17 protein-coding genes are annotated in these 16,431 nt (G+C 70.8%); 2 read left to right on the forward strand and 15 right to left on the reverse strand.

What is annotated here, in order from left to right; genetic code table 11:
• Position 1 precedes the first annotated feature (1 nt).
• Entirely contained in the window at positions 2–1,279 is a 1,278-nt protein-coding gene (locus OG439_RS48210; RefSeq protein ID WP_247062109.1) for a PucR family transcriptional regulator, read from the forward strand.
• A 269-nt stretch (positions 1,280–1,548) separates the two neighbouring features.
• On the opposite strand, the gene OG439_RS48215 is transcribed toward OG439_RS48210, so the two are convergent.
• The 4 genes from OG439_RS48215 to OG439_RS48230 all read right to left on the reverse strand — a co-directional run bounded on the left by OG439_RS48215 (position 1,549) and on the right by OG439_RS48230 (position 4,885).
• Positions 1,549–2,145, reverse strand: a complete 597-nt coding sequence (locus OG439_RS48215) for a DUF6801 domain-containing protein (RefSeq protein WP_326947011.1) — start codon at positions 2,143–2,145, stop codon at positions 1,549–1,551.
• Positions 2,146–2,159: 14 nt separating this feature from the next.
• Positions 2,160–2,726, reverse strand: coding sequence for a hypothetical protein (locus OG439_RS48220; protein ID WP_326947012.1), 567 nt, complete (start codon positions 2,724–2,726; stop codon positions 2,160–2,162).
• An 11-nt stretch (positions 2,727–2,737) separates the two neighbouring features.
• Entirely contained in the window at positions 2,738–4,165 is a 1,428-nt protein-coding gene (locus OG439_RS48225) for a DUF6801 domain-containing protein (protein WP_326947014.1), read from the reverse strand.
• A gap of 81 nt (positions 4,166–4,246) precedes the next feature.
• Positions 4,247–4,885: a DUF6801 domain-containing protein gene (locus tag OG439_RS48230; RefSeq protein ID WP_326947015.1), complete on the reverse strand. Its 639-nt coding sequence runs from the start codon at positions 4,883–4,885 to the stop codon at positions 4,247–4,249.
• Positions 4,886–5,324: 439 nt separating this feature from the next.
• Between OG439_RS48230 and OG439_RS48235 the strand changes: the two genes are divergently transcribed.
• Positions 5,325–6,197: an RCC1 domain-containing protein gene (locus tag OG439_RS48235; RefSeq protein ID WP_326947016.1), complete on the forward strand. Its 873-nt coding sequence runs from the start codon at positions 5,325–5,327 to the stop codon at positions 6,195–6,197.
• A gap of 43 nt (positions 6,198–6,240) precedes the next feature.
• On the opposite strand, the gene OG439_RS48240 is transcribed toward OG439_RS48235, so the two are convergent.
• From OG439_RS48240 to OG439_RS48290, 11 genes are all read right to left on the reverse strand, one after another.
• On the reverse strand, positions 6,241–6,885 hold the full coding sequence (locus OG439_RS48240; RefSeq protein ID WP_326947017.1) for a hypothetical protein: 645 nt from the start codon (positions 6,883–6,885) through the stop codon (positions 6,241–6,243).
• A gap of 80 nt (positions 6,886–6,965) precedes the next feature.
• Positions 6,966–7,697, reverse strand: coding sequence for a hypothetical protein (locus tag OG439_RS48245; protein ID WP_326947018.1), 732 nt, complete (start codon positions 7,695–7,697; stop codon positions 6,966–6,968).
• Positions 7,697–8,206 (reverse strand): hypothetical protein, encoded by a 510-nt coding sequence (locus OG439_RS48250; RefSeq protein ID WP_326947019.1) that lies wholly within the window; start codon positions 8,204–8,206, stop codon positions 7,697–7,699. The genes OG439_RS48245 and OG439_RS48250 overlap by 1 nt, the downstream gene beginning before the upstream one ends.
• On the reverse strand, positions 8,194–9,402 hold the full coding sequence (locus tag OG439_RS48255; RefSeq protein ID WP_326947020.1) for an MlaD family protein: 1,209 nt from the start codon (positions 9,400–9,402) through the stop codon (positions 8,194–8,196). The genes OG439_RS48250 and OG439_RS48255 overlap by 13 nt, the downstream gene beginning before the upstream one ends.
• On the reverse strand, positions 9,402–10,484 hold the full coding sequence (locus OG439_RS48260) for an MCE family protein (protein ID WP_326947021.1): 1,083 nt from the start codon (positions 10,482–10,484) through the stop codon (positions 9,402–9,404). Before OG439_RS48260 ends, OG439_RS48255 begins: the two co-directional genes overlap by 1 nt.
• Positions 10,481–11,512: an MCE family protein gene (locus tag OG439_RS48265; RefSeq protein WP_326947022.1), complete on the reverse strand. Its 1,032-nt coding sequence runs from the start codon at positions 11,510–11,512 to the stop codon at positions 10,481–10,483. The genes OG439_RS48260 and OG439_RS48265 overlap by 4 nt, the downstream gene beginning before the upstream one ends.
• Positions 11,509–12,501 carry an MCE family protein gene (locus OG439_RS48270; RefSeq protein ID WP_326947023.1) on the reverse strand — a complete coding sequence of 331 codons (993 nt, stop codon included), beginning with the start codon at positions 12,499–12,501 and terminating at the stop codon, positions 11,509–11,511. The genes OG439_RS48265 and OG439_RS48270 overlap by 4 nt, the downstream gene beginning before the upstream one ends.
• On the reverse strand, positions 12,498–13,502 hold the full coding sequence (locus OG439_RS48275; protein ID WP_326947024.1) for an MCE family protein: 1,005 nt from the start codon (positions 13,500–13,502) through the stop codon (positions 12,498–12,500). Before OG439_RS48275 ends, OG439_RS48270 begins: the two co-directional genes overlap by 4 nt.
• Positions 13,499–14,773 carry an MCE family protein gene (locus OG439_RS48280; protein WP_326947025.1) on the reverse strand — a complete coding sequence of 425 codons (1,275 nt, stop codon included), beginning with the start codon at positions 14,771–14,773 and terminating at the stop codon, positions 13,499–13,501. The genes OG439_RS48275 and OG439_RS48280 overlap by 4 nt, the downstream gene beginning before the upstream one ends.
• Positions 14,770–15,621: an MlaE family ABC transporter permease gene (locus OG439_RS48285; protein ID WP_326947026.1), complete on the reverse strand. Its 852-nt coding sequence runs from the start codon at positions 15,619–15,621 to the stop codon at positions 14,770–14,772. Before OG439_RS48285 ends, OG439_RS48280 begins: the two co-directional genes overlap by 4 nt.
• Before the next feature lie 2 nt (positions 15,622–15,623).
• The gene (locus OG439_RS48290; RefSeq protein ID WP_247062143.1) at positions 15,624–16,418 is read right to left on the reverse strand and encodes an MlaE family ABC transporter permease; all 795 of its coding nucleotides are present in this window, start codon (positions 16,416–16,418) and stop codon (positions 15,624–15,626) included.
• Between the last annotated feature and the right edge of the window lie 13 nt (positions 16,419–16,431).

Here is a 16,431-nt window from a genome sequence, read left to right on the forward strand (position 1 = left end):
GATGTCGGTCGAGCGCGGATTCGACCATCCGGCACCACCCGCGGCACTGCCCCGCAAGCTCGCCGACATCCTCCGGCCCGAGCTGGCCAGCCTCGCCGCCGAGATCGTCGACGAGATCCGCGCGACCATCCCGGCCTACGCCCGCCCGCTCGACGGGCCCTACGGCAAGTCGATCCGCGCCGGCGTCGAATACGCGATCACGCTGTTCGTCGCGCAGATCGCCGACCCGACGGTGTCCAAGGAACAGTCCCACGACGTGCACCACCGCCTCGGGCAGAACGAGATGCGCGAGGGCCGCAGCCTCGACACGCTGCAGTCGGCCTACCGGGTCGGCGCGCGGGTGTCGTGGCGGCGGATCATGCGCGTCGGACGGCGGAGCGGGCTCTCGTCGGCGGTGATGTCCCAGCTGGCCGACGCGATGCTGGCGTTCATGGACGAGCTCGCCTCCGTCGCGCTCGACGGCTACCTGGAAGCGAAGGCGCGCACGGCGGGCGCGCTCGACACCTGGCGCCGCAAGCTGCTGCACCTGATCCTCGAGACGCCGCCCGCGTCACCGAAGGCGATCGCCGAGCTGGCCCAGCTGATCGGCTGGACGGTCCCGACCGACGCGACCCCGGTGGCCGTCTGCCCGGCCGACGGCGTCGCCCCGGCCCGGCGGCACGCGGGCCTGGACGCCGACGTCCTCGCCGAGCTCGACACCCCCGACCCGAAGCTGGTCGTGCCCGGCCAGCTGGGCAGCGCCCGCCTGGCGACGCTGCAGGTGGCGCTGCCGGACTGCCGCCTCTCGATCGGCCCGTGCGTGCCGCTGGCCTCGGTCGCGGACTCCCTGCGCTGGGCCCGGAACGCGCTGCAGCTCACCGAACGCGGCGTCCTGGTGCCCCGCCCGGTGCTGCGGGCCGAGGAGCACCTGGCGACGCTGCTGGTCAACTCCGACACGGGCCTGGTCGGCACGCTGCGGCACCGCCTGTTCGCGCCGCTGGCGGACATGACGGGCAAGCAGCAGGAGCGGCTGCTGGAGACGCTGCGGGCGTGGCTGGACAGCCAGGGCAACGTCGTGGAGATCGCGGAACGCCTCGGCGTCCACCCCCAGACGGTCCGCTACCGCATGCGCCAGCTCCAGGCGACCTTCGGCGACAGCCTGCGCGACCCGGGCGCCCGCTTCGAGATGGAGCTGGCGCTACGCGCGGGCGCGGCCCCGCTGCCGTTGCGCTACCCGGTGAGCGACCTGCTGCCGGTCCCGCGCACGGGCGCGATCCGTCCACAGTGGACGCCGAGCTAGCGGTAGTGGTTGCTCCGGCCGCAGCGGGCGGTCGAGTGCTGCCGGATCGGCAGGGCCGGCGTGAACGCGCCGTCCTGGCCGGGCTGCTGCGTGCAGGTCGGCGCGTAACCCCGTCGGTCCCGTGGTGCCGGGCACCCGGTGCGGCGACAGCTGCATCGTGCTCGCCCGGGCCGGCCCCGCGGCCGCGGCGAAGACCGCCACGGTCGCGAGAACCGTGGTCCGGGCACGGCGCATCGTCGTGGTTGCTCCCCTGTGGACGGTGGCCGCGCTCAGGTGATGATCAGGCTCGGGCTGAACGCCGTGTTCTGCGCGGGGCTGGTCACCTTCAGCGAGCAGTTCATCGTCCACGGCGTCCAGGTGCCGGTGGTGTACTTGTGCATCTCCAGGGCCAGGCTGAACGGCGGGTTCATCGCGAACGTGGCCGAAACGGTCCCCGAGAGGGCCGAGAACGTCTCCGCGCCGCCGGTGAAGGTGATCGCCGCCGTGGTGCCGCTCCAGATGGTCGGGGCGATCACGCCGGGCGTGCTCGAGGTCACGGTGGCGCCCGTCAGCTTCACCGGGATCATGCCGCTGCCGCGGACGCCGTCGTACCCAGCGGCGTGCAGCAGGTTCTTCAGGGTCGTCGTGATGCCGAGGCTGCCGGAGATGTTCGTGATCCCGGGAGCGGTGCCGTGCGGGATCGAGCCGGGACCGTCGAACTGCTCCACCGCGGACAGCGTTTGCGCGGCGATCCCGGGGAACGTGCAGTTGTGGGCCACGCCGGAGGCGGAGTGGAACGTCGTCGTGACCGCCCAGGCTGGCGCGGCCGTTCCGGCGAGCACGGCGGCCGTCGCGGCGGCCAGGACGAGCGAGCGGCGGATCTTCACGGTTTCCTCCCGGGTCAGGTGATCGGGACGCTCGGCGTGAACGCCGTGTTCTGCGCCGGGCTGGTGACCTTGAGCGTGCAGTTCGACGTCCAGGGGGTCCACGCCCCGGTGGACGCCTTGTGGAACTCGAGGATCCCGCTCACGCTCGCGCCCAGCGAGAAGCCGACCGCGCCGGCCGTGCCGGCGGTGAACGTCTGCGGCGCGCCGGTCACGGTGACGGTGGTGAACGGCTGAGCGGGGAAACCGCCCGCGATCACTCCGGCCGCCGGTGTCGCGTCGGTGACGGAGAACGCCGCGCTGAGCGACCCGCGCACCGCGTCGTAGCCGATCGCGTTCAGCAGCGTCCGCACACTGGTGGGGAAGGTCTGCTGGAGGGACGGCGAAACCGTGAAGGGCAGGCCTGGGTGGGGATCGGTGACCGACAGCTCCGCGGCCACCGTCGTCGGCTGGGGCGTGATGCCCGGGAACGGGCAGTTGTAGGTCAGCGAACCGGTTTTGGTCAGCGTGGTCGCGCTCGCGGTTCCCGCCGTCACGCCGGTGACGAGCAGTGCCGCGACGACGGCCGTTCCGAGCCCCCTCATGAGCTTCCCCCTCAGTGTGGTTTCTTGACGGCCTTCTCCGCGTGCTTCGCGGCCGCCTTCAGCGCGTCCGGCGGCGGTCCGTTGGAGCCGGGCGGGCACTGGGTGCTGTCCGGATCCGTGCACACCACCAGGTTGTAGGTGTCCACGTAGGCCTGGTTGCCGTCGCCGGAGCTCATGCCGGTGAGCAGCGGTGACAGGTCCTGCCCGCCGGTGCCGCAGCCGGTGAACGCCGGGAGGCGGAAACCCTTCTCCGGGTCCGTCTGGATGTGCCCGACCCCGAACGCCTCGTACGGGCCGTTCAGGGTGAGCGTCACCGTCTCCGCCGTCACGCAGTCGGGGCCGAGGTCGAGCGGGACGCCGTTGACCTTCGCGTTGCTCAGCCGGGCCATCACCTGCAGCGTGGTGTTCAGGAAGGTGGCCCCGGTGTCCGGGTCGGTCGTGATGTTCCCGGCGACCTCGATGATCTTGCTGTTGCGGTAGTCGACCGGCAGGAACTCCACGGTCGCGGTCGTCGGCACGAAACCGAAGCCGAGGAACGACGTGGTCGCCTGGTTGAAGGTGGTCGACCCGGTCACCCGCGAGCTGCCGTCGTTCAGGTTGAGGATGAACAGCCCGTTGATCAGGAACGACGGGTCGGCGGTGACGGTCGCGCCGAGCTTCTTGACCGTCGACCTCGTCATGATCGTGACCAGGCTCAGCGGCACCGCGAACTCGTCCTCGGTCGGCGGATCGCCCGGAGCGGGGGCGTCGGCGCCGGCCGCGGCCGGCTTCTTCGCCGCTGTCCCCGGCTTCACCGGCGGGAGGACCAGCACCTTGCCCAGCGTCGTCTGCTGGTCGGGATCGAGGGTGCACGCGATCAACGGCGCCGGCTGCGTGGCCACGGTGCCGGCCGGCGGCACCGCCGTCAGCGAGAGCGTCGGCGCGGTGACGTCGAAGGTGACGGCGCCGACGGTGTTCAGCGCGATCTCCGGCACGGCGCCGGTGGCGGTCAGGGTGACGTCCCCGGTGTCCGGCAGCGGGGTGGCCGCCACGGTGAGGGGGACCGGGACCTTGTCCGCGCGGTCGCCCTGGTGCACGGCGAGGTCGACGTCCAGGCTCCCCTGCAGCGACCCGGCGGTGGCCCCGGCCGGGAGGAGGGACAGCGCGACGTCGCGGGGGAGGGTGAGCTTCGTGGCGAACTCGCGGATCGTCGCCGACGTCCCGGTCTTCGCTTGCGCCGGCAGCGTGGCCGCCGTCTCGGTGGTGAGCTTGCGCGCGCCGAGCGGATCGGCGAAGGGACAGGTCACCGTCACCGACGTCTTCGCGTTCGTGTCCGGCGGGACCGCGGGTGCGGGCGCGGCCGAGCCGACTCCCGTCAGCGCGCCGTTCACCGCCGACAGCAGGCCGACGGCCGCCAGCGCGGAAACGGTGAGGGTGCGGGGCCGGACTCGACGGGGCATCGGGTTCCTCGGGTGGTTCGCGAGCGGGGACGGGAAGTCCCGGTGCGGGCCCGTCGAGGGGGCCCGCACCGGGACGTCGCGTCAGGAGACGGTGATGCTCGGGCTGAACGCGGTGTTCTGCGCCGGGCTCGTCACCTTCAGGGTGCAGCTCATCGCCCACGGCGTCCAGGCGCCGGTGGACTTCTTGTGGAACTCCAGCGCCGCCGACAGCGAGCTCGTCAGCGACAGCGTCGAGGTGCCCGCGGCGGCCGGGGCGGTGTAGGTCGGGATACTGGAGGTCGCGACCTGCGCGATGTTCACCGTGATCGCCCCGCCGGTCGGGTAGATCACCTGCGGGATGTTCAGCCCGGTCGCCGCCGGCTGCGACAGCGTGCCCGACGACACGGAGACCGGCACGGACGCCGTGCCCCGGATGCCGTCGTAGCCGACCGCGGTGAGCAGCGAGTGGACGGTCGCGCTGATTGTCGCCGTGCCGTTCACGTTGGTCGGGGTGACGGAGGTGCTGTGCACGACCGAGCTCGGGGCGTCCAGGTGCGCGACGACCGTGACCGGCTGCGGCGAGATGCCCGGGAAGGTGCAGTTGTACGTGACGGGCGTCGAGCCGCCGGCGGTGTAGGTGATCGTCGCGGCCGACGCGACGCCGGCCGTCAGCACCGCGATGGCGCCGATGGCGGTCGCGGTGGTGGCGATACCGGCGGACAGCCTGCTGAGTCGGGACATGGCTTCATCTCCTTTGATTCAGTTCAGTCTCGGCTTTGGCTGATCGATTTCTCGCCGCCGTGCCCCCATCGCGTTCACCCGACCCCATTGCCCCGGGTGGCGGGACGCGATTCACCGGCGTGCGAGGTGGAGGTCCATCTGCCGAAATCGAGGCTACTCGCCAGTTCAGTACGGAACAAGACTTCGTCCTTGCGTGGGTGAGGGCCCGTGCGGGTGCATCGATTTCTTGTGTCCCGCCGCGTAGGCTCGGTCGCGGATTTGGCGGATTGTGACAAAGTGCGGTCACGGCGGCGAACCGCTGTGCCGAACGGTCTACCATTTGTGATCTTGCCGAGGCAATCCCGGATAACGAAACCGGAGAAATGAGGCTACCGTGCCCGGTACTTCCCGTTGTGGACGGCTATCGCTCGGCGGAGCCGTATTCACGGTGTCCGCGGTTATGGCGGCGTCGCTGTGCGCGCTGCCCGCGAACGCGGCCACCGTGGGCGGCGTGCTCGCCTGGGGCAAGCCGGACTACGACGTCACGATCCCGCCGCCGGACGCGCTGACCGGGGTCACCGCGGTGTCGGCGGGCAGCACGACCGCGCTGGCGCTGAAGGGCGGCGCGGTCCTCGCGTGGGGCGCGAACAACTGGGGCGCCAACCAGATCCCCGCGGCGGCGACGTCCGGGGTCAGCCAGATCGCGTCCGGCTGGGGGCACGAACTGGCCCTCAAGAGCGGCAAGGTCCTGGCCTGGGGGAACAACTGGTACGGCCAGACCACCCTGCCCGCGTCGGTGAGCAGCGGCGTCATCGCGATCTCGACGTCCAACATGCACAGCCTGGCCCTCAAGCAGGGCGGGCTGGTGGTGAGCTGGGGGACGCGGACCGACGTGCCGGCCGCCGCGCAGACGGGCGTCACCGCGATTTCCGCCGGGGGCGACCACAACCTGGCCATCAAGAACGGCGGGGTGCTGGCCTGGGGGAGCAACACCTACGGCCAGGCGACGGTGCCGGCCGGGCTCACATCCGGTGTCACGACGGTGTCCGCCGGGTTCAACCACAGCCTGGCGCTCAAGGGCGGCCGCGTCTACGCGTGGGGCCGCGACAGCCTGCACCAGACCGAGGTGCCGCCGGAGGCCCAGTCGGGCGTCGTGGGCGTCGACGCCGGGTTCAACCACAACGTCGCCTACAAGGCCGACGGAACGGTGGTGAGCTGGGGCTCCAACGTCGTCGGCGAGTCGACGTTCATTTGGTGCGGCCCGGTTTTCGGGGTGTCCGCCGGGGACAACGACAGCTTCGCGCTCAAGGAGGACCCGGCCGCGGCCTGCTGAAGCTGCGGGTGGCGGGCCCGGAAGCCCGCCACCCGCGGCCGGATCAGGTGGCGTCGTTGGCGAGGTCGAGCGAAATCGTGTTGCCCGGCCCCGAAATCAGCGCGCCGAGTGCGATGTCGGCGATGAAACAGTTGGTGAACTCGGGGATCGTGTAGGTGCCCTTGACGGTGAACGAGGGCGCGGTGATGTCGACGTCCTGCGCGGACAGCGTCAGGTCGAGCGGGGTCTTCGTCTTGCAGCTGCCCGGCACGGTCGGCAGCGGGATGATCGGCACGATCGGGCCGGCCCAGATGTCGTAGATCTCCATGTTGGCCTTGGCCTTGGTGACGATGTTGCCGTCGGCGATCGTGCCGGTGGCCGGGCCGAGCGGCGTGACCTTCACCTTCGCCTTGATGCGGAAGATGCCCGAGAGCAGGGAGATGTCGGCCTGCGCCGGCGGCAGGGCCAGGTCGGCGCTGAGGCCGACCGACCCGGTCTGGTCGTCGATCAGCAGGTTGCCCTTGAGGCTGCCCGGGCCGAGCTTCATGGCGCTGCCGGTCTTCTTGACCGTGGTGGAGCCGGTGACCTTGTAGGACACCGCGATGGGAATGATGTCGGCCGACGCGGGCGTCACGGCGACCCCGGTCAGCACGACGGCGGCCGCCGACGTGAGCACAGCCAGTCTCTTCAGCTGCGTTGCCACGGACATAGTTGTTCTCCCTTGCGATTTTCCCGGCCGGTTCCGGATGCTTCCGGAACCGGTGAAGTGCGCTATTCGGTGGAACGGCCTCAGCGCGGTTCGAGTTCGGTGACGACCCAGCCGTCGCCGGTGTGTTCCGCGGTCACGGAAAGCTGGGCCGCGGCACTGTCGGTCGCATTGTTGTCGGCCCGGACGGCTGATTGATCGAGAAAGACGAGTAACCGCGCGTGACCATTCCGGAGATCCTGCACGGCGATCGCCGAAACGCGTGAAGTGAGCACGAGTTTCTGCTGCGGCGCTTTCTCGCGTACCTGGGCGAAGAGCTTGTCGTAGGAATCCTTCGCTGAACCGCGCAGCACGGCCGCGGCGGCCTTCTCGGTGACGTCGGTCTTGTCGTAGGAATAGGAGAAGATCCGGTTCATGGCGAGCGTGACGGCCGAGGTGACGTCGGCGGTGGCGCCGACGTCGGTGAGGGCGAGGTTGTCGGCGGCCGGGTTCCCCGAGGCGGACCGCGCTTCGAGGGTGAACCAGACGCCGGCCCCGGTCAGCAGGAGGGCGGCGGCCAGCAGGAGCGCGGGCAGCCGCAGCCAGGCCGGTCGCCGGGTCGAAGCGGCACTTTCACGTGAAAGTGCCGCTTCGGCGGAATCCGCTTCGTCTGCTTCGTCTGCTTCGTCCGCATCAGCTGCCTCGGGGACCACGTCGGAGTCGTCGGTCTCGGTCTCGATGGCGTCAGCGTCGGCGTCGGTCTCGGTGTCGGGCTCGGTGACGAGGTCGCGCTCGTCGGCTTCGTCGATCGCCGTGATCTCTTCCGTGCGGCTCATCACGCACCCACCGGCAGCTGGTCGAGCGCGCTCAGCTTCCAGCCGTCCGGCGTGCGCGTCAGCGCCGCCGCGAACCGGTTGCGCTTGACCGCCGGGGCCGTTCCCTGCTTCGCCATCGTGATCTCCACCGAGGCCAGGAGCTTCGCTGTGCCCGCGTGCTCGTCCAGCTCGCTCAACGCCGCGTCCAGGACGCGGCCCGTCGCCACCGTGGCGTTCGCCGCGAGGGTCTTCTTCGTCGTGTCGTCGGTGTGGGCCAGCTGGTCGTGCAGCGGGCCCGTCGACGCCGCCAGCCAGCGGCCGAGACCGCCGTCGACGTCGTGGTAGTCCAGGCTGCTCAGCTCCGTCACCAGCGTCCGGCCGCTGGAGAGGGCGTCGTCGCGGGCGGTGCCGTAGGTCAGGGCCGGGTCGTTCGACGCCGAGTACCACGCGTAGCCCGACCCGCCCGCGAACACCGTGGCCCCCAAGGCGGCCGCCACCAGCACCAAGGGCAGGTACTTCACCGCAGCCACAGCATCTCCTCGAGGCTCGTCGACGTCGCCTGGGTGCCGAACCCGAGCGGGCCGGTCAGCCCGCCCGGCACGGCCGGGGCCGGCACGGCCGGGTGCGGCGCGTTCTGCGTGCCGCGCACCGAACTCTCGTTCCCGTACGGCAGCGTGCACGCCGCGTCGGTCCGGAACGGCAGCGGTGAGACGTCGGTGCTCGCCCGGTGCGGGGTGTCCTCGTAGCCCTGCCGGCACGGCGGCGGGTTGTCGAAGTTCAGCACCAGGCCCATCCGCAGCGCGTTGCCCTGGTCGTTCAGCGCCGAGCCGACGGCCGCGACGGCCTTGGGCGTGTTGACCAGGAACTGCTGCTCGGCGTCGGTGCGGGTGGCGAACACCCGGGACGTCGTCAGCAGGTTGGCCAGCAGGATCGGCAGGCCCGGGTCGTTCTCCTTCAGCAGGCTCGAAAGCTCGGACGCCGCGGGCGGCGCGGTCGCGATCAGCCGCCGCAGGTCGCCGTCGGAGCTGGCCAGCTGCTGGGCGAACACCTTGGCGTTGCTGCTGAACGAGCGCCACTCGGCCGCGGAGTCGACCTGGGTGCGCAGCACGGTCGCGCCGTCGCCGATCAGCTTCGACGTCTGCGGCAGGTGCGTGCTCGCTTCCTGGGTGAACGTCGTCGCCGAGTCCATCAGCGTCTGCAGGTCCGGGCCGGCGCCGCGCAGGGCGTCGTCGAGCTCGTTCACCACCGTGCGCAGGTCCTGCGTCGGCACGGACGCGGTGAAGGAGTCCAGGTCCGTGAGCAGGTTGTTCACCGGCAGCGGCAGCGTCGTAGACTCGCGCCGGATCACCGAACCCTGGGCCAGGTACGGCCGGTCGGACGTGCGCGGCTGCAGGTCGACGTACTGCTCGCCGACCGCGGACCGGTTCGCCACCACGGCCTGGGAGTTCTCCGGGATCGGCGGGGCGCCGTCGTCGATGAGCAGGTCGGCCTCGGTACCGGTGGTGGTGAGCCGCAGCTCGCCGACCCGGCCGACGGCGACGCCGCGGTAGGTCACCTCGCCGTTGGTGAACAGGCCGCCGCCTTCGGCGAGTTCCAGCTTGACCGTGTAGCTGCCGGAGCCGAACAACCGGCCGAGGCCGGCGTAGTTCGCGCCCACGAACGCCGTGGTGGCCAGGGCGATGATGACGAACAGCACCACCTGGATCCGCACTCTGCGCGTCAGCATCAGCGGCCTCCGGAGACGCGGGCTTCGCCGCTCGGCAGCGGGAGCGTCGGCAGGCCGGGCGGGACGCCCTGGCCGGGCGGCGGCAGCGGCACGCCGGCCGCCGGGATCATCGACGTGTAGACGTTGATGTAGTCGCCCTTCACCGCGGGGAGCACCGAGTCGGGGAACGGGAACGTCGGCAGCATCTGCAGCGACTGCGGCAGGTCGTCCCCGGCCTTGGCCAGCTGCTGCAGGATCGGCGCGAGCGAGCGCAGGTCGGCGACCAGGTCGTCGCGGCTGCGGTCGACGACGTCGGTGGCCACCGTCGAGAGCCGGTCGAGCGACTGCAGCATCGAGACGAGCTGCGTGCGCTGCTCGGTCAGGGACTGCAGGCCCGGCGTCAGGTCGGTCAGCGCGCCGGACACCTGTTCGTGGCGGTTGGCCAGCGTCGCCGACAGGCGGTTGAGGCCGTCGAGCGCCTCGGTGATGTCGGAGCGGTGCGCGTCCAGGTCGGTCATCAGGCTGTCGACCCCGCCCAGGAACGAGCGGATCTGCTCCTCGTTGCCGTCCATCACCTTGGACAGCTCGCGGTTGATCGTCTGCAGCTGCCCGATCCCGCCGCCGTTGAGCAGCAGGGACAACGCGCCGAAGATCTCTTCGAACTCGGGGTTGCGGTTGGTGCGGTCGAGGGTGATCGTGGCGCCGTTCGCGAGCCGCGGGCCCGCGGTCGACGCCGTCGTCGTGTCGTCCGGTGGCGCCAGCTCGACGAACTTCTCGCCCAGCAGGCTGGACTGGCGCAGCCGCGCGACGGCGTTGGCGGGCAGCACGACGTCGCCGTTGACCTCGAGCACGGTCTCGGCCGTCCAGCCGTCGGTGCCGAGCCGGATCTCCCGGACGCGCCCGACCGGGACGTCGCCCACCTTCACCGCGGCCTGCGGCACGAGGTCGAGGACGTCGGCGAACTGCACGGTCACGTCGTACGGGTGGGCGCCGACGTCGGCGCCACCGGGCAGCGGCAGGTCGTAGACGCCCTTGAACTCACCCGACGAGCAGCCGGTGAGCAGGAGGCAGCCGACGGCCGCGGCGGCGAGGGCCCGCTTCATCGCCCACCCCCGTTGGTGTAGACGTCGCCGGTGACCGGCAGCGGAAGCTCCTGGTAGTAGTCGAGGTTCGCGCGCCCGAGCAGCCGTCCGGTGTCCGGGTCGACGGCGTTGAGCACGTTCGTCACGGCCAGCGGGACAGCGTCGAGCGTGCCGGCCAGCGACGCGCGCTGGTCGACGAGCGTCTGCGTCGTCGTCACCAGGTTGTCCACGTTGGCCTTGAGCGCGCCGCGGTTGTCGCGGATGAACCCCTGGATGTCGCCGAGCGCGCGGCCCAGGCCGTCGAGGGCGTGGGCCAGCTCGCCGCTGTTGGCGGCCAGCGTGCCCGACACCTGTGAGAGCTGCTGGTTGACGCTGCTGACCTGCTGGTCGTTGGTCGAGAGCATGGTCGTGAACTGCTGCAGCTCGTCGACGGTGCCGAACAGGTCGCCCGAGTTGCCGGCCAGCGTGCGGGCCAGCTGGGCGAAGTTCTTGACGCTGTCGTTGAACGCCTGGCCGTTGCCCTGCAGGTTCGCCGCGCCGGTCTTCAGCAGGTCCGACAGCGCGCCCTGGGAGTTGGCGCCGTTCGGGCCGAGGGCCTTGGTCAGCGAGTCGAGGCTGGCGTAGAGCTGGTCGAGCTCCACCGGCGTCGCCGTGCGCTGCACCGGGATCGACGCGCCGTCCGGCAGCCGCGGCCCGCCGCGGGCCGGCTTGGCGAACTGGACGTAGCGGTCGGCGACGACGCTGGGCGCGATCACCAGGACCGTCGTGTCCTGGGCGACGCCGACCGAGCCGTCGACGCTCATGTCGACCTGCACCTGCTCGCCGCGCGGGGTGACGGCGTCGACCTCGCCGATCCGGACGCCGAGCACGCGGACGTCGGAGCCGGGGTAGACGCCGACCGCGCGGGAGAAGAAGGCCGTGACGTGGTGCTGGCCGCTGCCGGCGAACACCCACCACAACGCGGCCGTGACGACCAGCGCGAGCAGCAGGGCGGCGGCGATGAACCGGCTGGTCAGGACCCCGGCCCTGGTGGTGGTCAGCGCGCTCACTTGGTCCCTCCCGGGTTCTTCGGCGGGACGCACGGGTCGTGGTTCTCGGGCAGCAGGCCGCAGAGGTAGGCGTCGATCCAGTGGCCGTTGCCGGTCGTGTTGGTGACGACGCGGAAGTACGGCCCGGCCAGCTGCAGGCCCTTGGTCAGGTTGTCGTTCTGCCGCTTGAGCAGGTCCGTCACCTGGTTGAGCGCCTGCAGCGCCGGCTTGAGCTGCGCGGTGTTGTCCTGCACCAGCCCGCTGAGCTGGTCGGCGAGCCGGGCCGAGCCGGTGAGCAGGTCGTGGATCGCGTCGCGGCGCCGGTTCAGCTCGGTGAGCAGCAGGTTGCCGTCGTCGATCAGCTTCTCGAAGTCGTCGTTCGAGTTCGCCAGGGTCGTCGTCAGCGTCCGGGCGTTGGCCAGCAGCTCGGAGATCTGGCTGTCGCGGCTCGACACCGTCTTCGACAGCTGGGACAGCCCGTCGAGCGCGCTGCGGACGTGCTCGGGGGAGTTGCGGAAGGTGTCCGACAACGTCGTGAAGCTGTCCGCGAGCTGCTTGGTGTCGATCGAGCCGACGGTGTTCGCGAGCCCGTTGAAGGCGTCGGTGACGTCGTAGGGCGTGACGGTCCGGGTGCGCGGGATCGCCTGGTCCGGGTTCTGCACAGCGTCGCCGCTCGGGTCGAGGGAGAGGAACTTGCGGCCCAGCAACGTCTTGATCTTGATCTGGACGGACGTGCGGTCGCCGACCCAGGCGTCCTTGACCCGGAACGACACGAGCACGTGGTCGTCGGCCAGCGCGACGTCGCGCACCTCGCCGACCTTGATGCCGGCGATCCGGACCTCGTCGTCGGCCTGCAGGCCGGCCGCCTCGGAGAACTCGGCCTCGTACGTCGTGCCGCCGCCGACGATCGGCAGGTTGTCGTAGTTGAACGTGACGGTGAGCAGCGCGGCCAGCGCGACGCTGCCGAGCACGCCGAGGACGAGCGGGTTGCGCTCCTTGAAGGACTTCACGACTCACACCTCGGCGTCGGGACGTAGACACCGCGCTGGGGCGTGGTTTCCAGGGTGGCGCGGCAGAGGAAGAAGTTCATCCAACTGCCGTAGGAGGCGACCCGGCCGATCTCGGTGAACTTGACCGGCAGGTTGGTGAGGAAACTGTCCACATCGGACTGGTTCTGGGCCAGGTTCCCGGCGACGCCCTGCAGCCCGGCGATGCTGGCCTTGAGCGGCGGCCGGGCCTGCTCGAACAGCCCGGCGGTGGACTGGGTGAGGTCGCCGATGCCGCTGATGGCGTCGCCGATCGCGGCGCGGTCGCCGGCCAGCCCGGACACCAGCTGCCGCAGCGTGGAGACGAGGTTCGCGAGCGCGTCACCCTTGCCGTTGACCGTCTTCAGGACCGTGTTGAGGTTCCCGATCACCTCGCCGATCACCTGGTCGCGCCCGGCGAGGGTGGTGGTCAGCGAGCCGGTGTGGGCGAGCAGGCTCTCGACGGTGCCGCCTTCGCCCTGCAGCACCTGGACGATCTCGCCGGAGAGCTCGTTGACGTCGTTGGGCGAGAGCGCCTGGAACAGCGGCTTGAAGCCGTTGAACAGGTCGGTCAGGTCCAGCGCGGGCGTCGTGCGGTCCAGCGGGATCTCGCCGCCTTCGGGCAGCTGGTCCCGCGTCCCGGTGGTGCCGCGTTCGAGCGCGATGTAGCGCTGCCCGACCATGTTGCGGTACTTGATGACCGCGTGGACGTCGGCGGGGAGCCGGCGGCCGCTGTCGAGGGAGAACCCGATCCGCGCCCGGTTGTGGTCGCTGATGTCGAGCGACTCGACCTGGCCGACGCGGACGCCGGAGATGCGCACGTCGTCGCCGACGTTGAGCGAGGTGGCGTCGAGGAACTTCGCCGAGTACGGCTTCGAGTCGCCGAGGCCGGAGTTCGTGATGGAGATGGCCAGCAACGTCGTGGCGAGCGCGGTGACGACGATGAAGATGAGGCTCTTGATCAGCGGGGAGGCGATGTTCCTCACTTGAGCTTCACCTCCGTGCCGCGGTAGAGCGGGCCGACGAGCACGCTGCTCCAGCCGGGCACCTGCGCGTCCGGGACGCCGATCGACGGCGCGACGAGCGTGGCGAGCAGCTGCTGTTCCTGCGGCGAGTTCGCGACGCCGAGGTCACCCTGGCCGCCGGGCAGCAGCGGATGACCGGTGGCACCGGGGGTGGCCGCGGCGGTGCCGGCGGTCGGGGCGACGCCGGAGGGGTAACAGCGGGGCTCGCCGCCGTCGGTGAAGCGCGGGTCGTCCTTGCCGGGCAGGTACTTGCCGCTGTCGGCGGTCACCGCGACCTCGGCGTGCAGGCCCGGTTCGTTCGTGCTCGCGCCGAGCACCTTGTCCATGGATCCCCTCAGGGCGTTCAGCGAAGCGAGGGTGCAGGCGAAGCTGGGGGAGTACTTCGCGGCGATCTCCAGCGGCGCGCGGCTGTCGGCGGCCAGGGAGATGAGGTTGTCGTGGTTGTTCTGCAGGAACGTCGTGATCTCCTGCGACGACGACGTCACCTGCTGGTAGACCCCGGCGAGATCGGCCTGCTTCTCCTTGACCGTGTTGAGCGTGACGGCGGAGGCGGTGAGCGCGTCGAGCAGGTCGGGCGCGATGTCGCCGTACACCTGGGAAACCGTGGCCAGGTCCCGGATGTCCGAGGTCAGCTGCGGCAGGTTGGGGTTGAACTCCTTGAGGTAGCTCGCGGCGGTGTCGATCGTCTGTCCGAGCTGCTCGCCGCGGCCCTGCAGCGCCGTCGACACCGCGGTCAGCGTCGTCGCGAGCTTCTGCGGCTGGACGGCCTTGAGCAGCGGCAGCAGGTTGTCGAACACCCGCTCCAGCTCGATCGCGTTGGCCGAGCGGTCCTGCGCGATGACGTCCCCCGCGCTCAGGTGCGGGCCCCGGTCGCCGTCCGGGATGGACAGCTGGACGTACCGCTCGCCGAACAGCGTCTTCGGCACCAGCAACGCGGAGACGTCCTTGGGCAGCAGAGAGACCTTGTCCGGCTCCAGCGCCAGCGCGACTTCGGCGCCCTCGGGCGTCGCCTTGACGTCGCGGATCTCGCCGACCAGCACGCCGCGGGCCTTGACCTGGCCGCCGGGGGAGAGCTGGTTGCCGATGCGGCTCGCCTTGAGCGTCACCGGCACCGTGGCGACGAAGTCCTTGTCGTAGACCTTGATGGACAGCGTGACCAGCACGCCCATCACGACCAGGAACAGCACCCCGGCGGTGCGGACCCCGGCCTTCCGGCGGGTATCGCGTCTCATCCGGCCACCTGCACGGTGGTCGTCGCGCCCCAGATGGCCAGGGACAGGAAGAAGTCGAGCACGCTGATCGCGACGATCGCGGTGCGCACCGCGCGGCCCACGGCCACGCCGACGCCGGCCGGGCCGCCGCTCGCGCGGAAGCCGTAGTAACAGTGCGCCAAGACCACGACGACGCTGAACACCAGGACCTTCCCGAACGACCAGAGCACGTCGCCGGGCGGCAGGAACAGCAGGAAGTAGTGGTCGTAGGTGCCCGCGGACTGGCCGAAGAACCACACGGTGATCTGCCGCGAGGCGAGGTAGCTCGAGAGCAGGCCGATCGCGTAGAGCGGGATGACGGCGAGGAAACCGGCGATCACCCGCGTCGTCACCAGGTACGGGACGCTCGGGATGCCCATGACCTCGAGCGCGTCGATCTCCTCGGAGATGCGCATCGCGCCGAGCTGCGCGGTGAAACCGCAGCCGACGGTGGCGCTCAGCGCGAGGCCGGAGACGAGCGGCGCGATCTCGCGGGTGTTGAAGTAGGCCGAGACGAACCCGGCGAACGCCGACGTGCCGACCTGGTTGAGGGCGGAGTAGCCCTGCAGCCCGACGACCGTGCCGGTGGCGACGGTCATCCCGATCATCACGCCGATCGTGCCGCCGATGACGGCGAGCGCGCCGCTGCCGAAGCTGACCTCGGCCAGCAGCCGGACGACTTCGCGCAGGTAGCGGCGCAGCGCGCGCGGGATCCAGGCGATCGCGCGCAGGAAGAACAGGATCTGGTCGCCGAGGGTGTCGAGGAACCCGAACCGGCGGTCGACGGCTTCGCGCACCCGCGCGGACTTGGGGACTTCCGTGGTGGTCACGTTCAGCTCCCCTTGGGCGGCACGAGTTGCAGGTAGACGGTGGTGAGCACCAGGTTCAGCACGAACAGCAGCAGGAACGTGATGACCACGGACTGGTTGACCGCGTCGCCGACGCCCTTCGGCCCGCCCTTGGGGTTGAGCCCGCGGTAGGAGGCGACGACCCCGGCGACGAAGCCGAAGATGAGCGCCTTGATCTCGCTGATCCACAGGTCGGGGAGCTGGGCGAGGGCGGAGAAGCTCGCCAGGTACGCGCCCGGGGTGCCGTGCTGCATGACGACGTTGAAGAAGTAGCCGCCGAGCACGCCGACGACGCTCACCATGCCGTTGAGGAAGATCGCGACGCCCATCGCGGCGAGCACCCGCGGCACGATCAGGCGCTGGACCGGCGAGACGCCGAGCACCTCCATCGCGTCGATCTCTTCGCGGATGGTCCGCGAGCCCAGGTCGGCGCACATCGCGCTGCCGCCGGCGCCGGCGATGAGCAGCGCCGTCACGATCGGGGCGGCCTGCTGGATGATGGCCAGCACGCTCGCCGCGCCGGTGAACGACTGTGCGCCGATCTGCGTGGTGAGGGACCCGATGTGCAGCGCGATGACCGCGCCGAACGGGATCGACACCAGGGCCGTCGGCAGGATCGAGACGCTCGCGATGAACCAGAACTGCTGGATCAGCTCGCGCGTCTGGAAGGGACGCCGGAACGTCAGCCGGACGACGTCGAGGCCGAGCGCGTAAAGCCGCCCGGTCTGCCGCAGTGCGGCGGCCCCGGGGAACGACGTCGTCGTCGTCCGTTCGGCCATTCGAGTGCCTCCC

The organism is Amycolatopsis sp. NBC_01307 (genome assembly GCF_035975215.1).
In the GTDB taxonomy this organism is placed as follows: Bacteria; Actinomycetota; Actinomycetes; order Mycobacteriales; family Pseudonocardiaceae; genus Amycolatopsis.

Excerpts from the sequence above, each read along its gene's own strand:
- OG439_RS48240 (WP_326947017.1), bottom strand. The coding sequence starts at position 6,885 with ATGTCCGTGGCAACGCAGCTGAAGAGACTGGCTGTGCTCACGTCGGCG.
- OG439_RS48230 (WP_326947015.1), bottom strand. The coding sequence starts at position 4,885 with ATGTCCCGACTCAGCAGGCTGTCCGCCGGTATCGCCACCACCGCGACC.
- OG439_RS48225 (WP_326947014.1), bottom strand. The coding sequence starts at position 4,165 with ATGCCCCGTCGAGTCCGGCCCCGCACCCTCACCGTTTCCGCGCTGGCG.
- OG439_RS48260 (WP_326947021.1), bottom strand. The coding sequence starts at position 10,484 with ATGAAGCGGGCCCTCGCCGCCGCGGCCGTCGGCTGCCTCCTGCTCACC.
- OG439_RS48235 (WP_326947016.1), top strand. The coding sequence starts at position 5,325 with ATGGCGGCGTCGCTGTGCGCGCTGCCCGCGAACGCGGCCACCGTGGGC.
- OG439_RS48255 (WP_326947020.1), bottom strand. The coding sequence starts at position 9,402 with ATGCTGACGCGCAGAGTGCGGATCCAGGTGGTGCTGTTCGTCATCATC.
- OG439_RS48210 (WP_247062109.1), top strand. The coding sequence starts at position 2 with ATGTCGGTCGAGCGCGGATTCGACCATCCGGCACCACCCGCGGCACTG.
- OG439_RS48290 (WP_247062143.1), bottom strand. The coding sequence starts at position 16,418 with ATGGCCGAACGGACGACGACGACGTCGTTCCCCGGGGCCGCCGCACTG.
- OG439_RS48245 (WP_326947018.1), bottom strand. The coding sequence starts at position 7,697 with ATGAGCCGCACGGAAGAGATCACGGCGATCGACGAAGCCGACGAGCGC.
- OG439_RS48280 (WP_326947025.1), bottom strand. The coding sequence starts at position 14,773 with ATGAGACGCGATACCCGCCGGAAGGCCGGGGTCCGCACCGCCGGGGTG.
- OG439_RS48220 (WP_326947012.1), bottom strand. The coding sequence starts at position 2,726 with ATGAGGGGGCTCGGAACGGCCGTCGTCGCGGCACTGCTCGTCACCGGC.